At 74.3% G+C, this 1,900-nt stretch carries 2 protein-coding genes; both read right to left on the bottom strand.

Features of this window, described 5'->3' with window-relative positions; all coding sequences use genetic code 11:
* A partial coding sequence (locus tag AC1DYX_RS30735) for a phosphorylase family protein (RefSeq protein WP_477265951.1) occupies positions 1–608 on the bottom strand: 608 nt, incomplete at its 3' end.
* Positions 605–1,900, bottom strand: a 1,296-nt coding sequence (gene shc / locus AC1DYX_RS30730; protein WP_477265949.1) for a squalene--hopene cyclase, incomplete at its 5' end; no start/stop codon positions are given. The genes AC1DYX_RS30735 and shc, both read right to left, overlap by 4 nt.

Here is a 1,900-nt window from a genome sequence, read left to right as displayed (position 1 = left end):
TCCAGCGCCAGCGCCGCCAGCGGCCCCAGTTCGCGTGGCGCCGCGGCCAGCGCGCGCAGCAGCGCCGCGACGTCGGTACCACCATCCTCGCGCAGCGCGGCCAGCGCGCACCGGGGCAGGCTGCGCCAGGCCGGATCGAGCACGACCCGGCACGCAACGAACGGCAGGCCGTGGCGCCGCGCCGCCAGCGCCGCCGCGTGCGACTCCATGTCGACCGCGCCCGCACCGCAGTCGCGCCACARCCGCGCCTTGTCCGCATTCGTGGCGAGCGGCGCGTCGATCCCGCGCAGCAGTCCCGCGCGGGCCTGCGGCAGGCGCGCGCGCAGGGCGCGGGTCCAGGCCGGGTCGGCGGCGAATTCTTCGTGATCCGTCAGCACGGCATCCGGCACGATGCAGGCGCCGGCCGCCAATGCCGGGTCCAGTCCACCCGCGCAGCCGAAGCTGACGATGCCGGCGAACGTCCCCGCCGGCGCGCCGGCGACGAGCGCGGCTATGGCCGGCGCGATCCGCCGCGGCCCCGGTCCGCAGGCGACGGCGATCCCTTCCCCGGCCGCCAGCGCCGCCTCGAACGGCAGGCCGCAGGCCACGATGACGGGCGCCGCCGTCACATGCCGAACCCGGGCCGCGTCGCGCCGCCCGTGCGCAGATTGCGGTAGCGCGCCAGCGCCCACAGCGGGAAATAGCGGGCATAGCCGTGGTAGCGCAGGTAGAACACGCGCTCGAACCCGGTTGCCGTGTGGTGCGCTTCGTCCCACGATCCGTCTTCGCGCTGGTGCGCGAGCAGCCAGGCGATGCCACGCGCCACCGGCGGCGTGTCGACCGCGCCCACGGCCATCATCCCCAGCAGCGCCCATGCGGTCTGCGACGGCGTCGAGGGGAACGGCCGGTGGCCGGCGTAGTCGAGACGATAGCTGTCGCCATCCTCGCCCCAGCCGCCGTCCGGATTCTGGATCGCCGTCAGCCAGCCGACGGCTCGCGCGACCGGTTCCGCCTCCATCCCGAGGCCGGCGGCGCCGAGCGCGCACAGCACGCTCCACACGCCATACACATAGTTCAGGCCCCAGCGGCCATACCATGCGCCGCCCGGCTCCTGTTCGGCCAGCAGCCAGGCGAGCGCACGTCCAGCCGGCGTGCGCGGATCGCGGCACGCCGACGGGTCGAGCTGCACCAGCATCGACAGGCAGCGTGCCGACACGTCGGCCGTCGGCGGGTCGAGCAGCGCACCATGGTCGGCGAACGGGATATTGTTCAGGTAGAGATGCGTGTTCTCGGGATCGAACGCGCCCCAGCCGCCGCAGCCGCGGCACTGCATGCCGAGTACCCATTCTCGCGCCCGATCGACGGCGTCGGCATAGCGCGGGCGCGCCAGCACCTGGTCGGCGCGGTGCATCGCCATCGCCACGACGGCGGTATCGTCCACGTCCGGATAGTGCGCGTTCGCATACTGGAACGCCCAGCCGCCCGGACGCAGGCCCGGCCGGCGTGCCGTCCAGTCGCCGTGCACGTCGAGGATCTGCAGCGGCCACAGCCAGTCCAGCCCCCGTACGGCCGCGGCCAGAGCCTGCGGCGTGCCCGCTTCCAGCAGCGCGTGGCTCATCAGCGCCGTGTCCCAGACGGGCGACAGGCAGGGCTGGCAATAGGTCTCGTCGCCGCGCTCGACCAGCAGCCGGTCGAGTGCGCGGCGCGCGCCGGCCGCGTGCGGATCGTCGGGGGGCACGCCCAGCGCGTCGAACATCAGCACGGCGTTGACCATCGCGGGGAAGATGGCCCCCAGCCCGTGCTCGCCGTTCAGGCGTTCGCGCACGAACGCGCTGGCGCGCGCGATCGCGCGGCGGCGCAGGCGCGCGGGCATGCGTGGTTCCAGCCGGCGCAGCCTTGTGTCGACCATACGGAACAAGGC

Source organism: Massilia sp. P2_C2 (assembly GCF_056404615.1).
This window is presented reverse-complemented; position numbering and strand designations above follow the sequence as displayed.